Source organism: Peribacillus sp. SIMBA_075, from assembly GCF_046534585.1.
In genome coordinates this window covers 1-233 of the sequence record NZ_JAWRYN010001675.1, presented here as the reverse complement: position 1 = coordinate 233, position 233 = coordinate 1, and the positions used below count along the sequence as shown (strand labels likewise).

The 233-nt window shown below is 45.9% G+C and carries 1 protein-coding gene; it reads right to left on the bottom strand.

What is annotated here, in order from left to right:
• The coding region (locus tag SB775_RS34120) for an AraC family transcriptional regulator (RefSeq protein WP_410865722.1) at positions 1 to 233 on the bottom strand (233 nt) is incomplete at both ends.

Below are 233 nucleotides of genomic sequence, written 5' to 3'. Positions count from 1 at the left end.
CTTTGAAATTGAATAATTCGGATCAGCTCCTTAGGACTGACTCCCAGCTCGTTTTGAAAGATTCTGCGCAGATTTCTTTCACTATAGTTCACCTTTTCTGCCAAAGAGCCAACCGTCATGCTGCCTCGGCATTCGTATATGTATTGCATGCTTGTCTCAAGCAGACCGCCTGCACGAATGGGTCTCATCGAGAAAAGCTGTAGCAGGCTCTCTTCAATCAGTGCGATTCTATC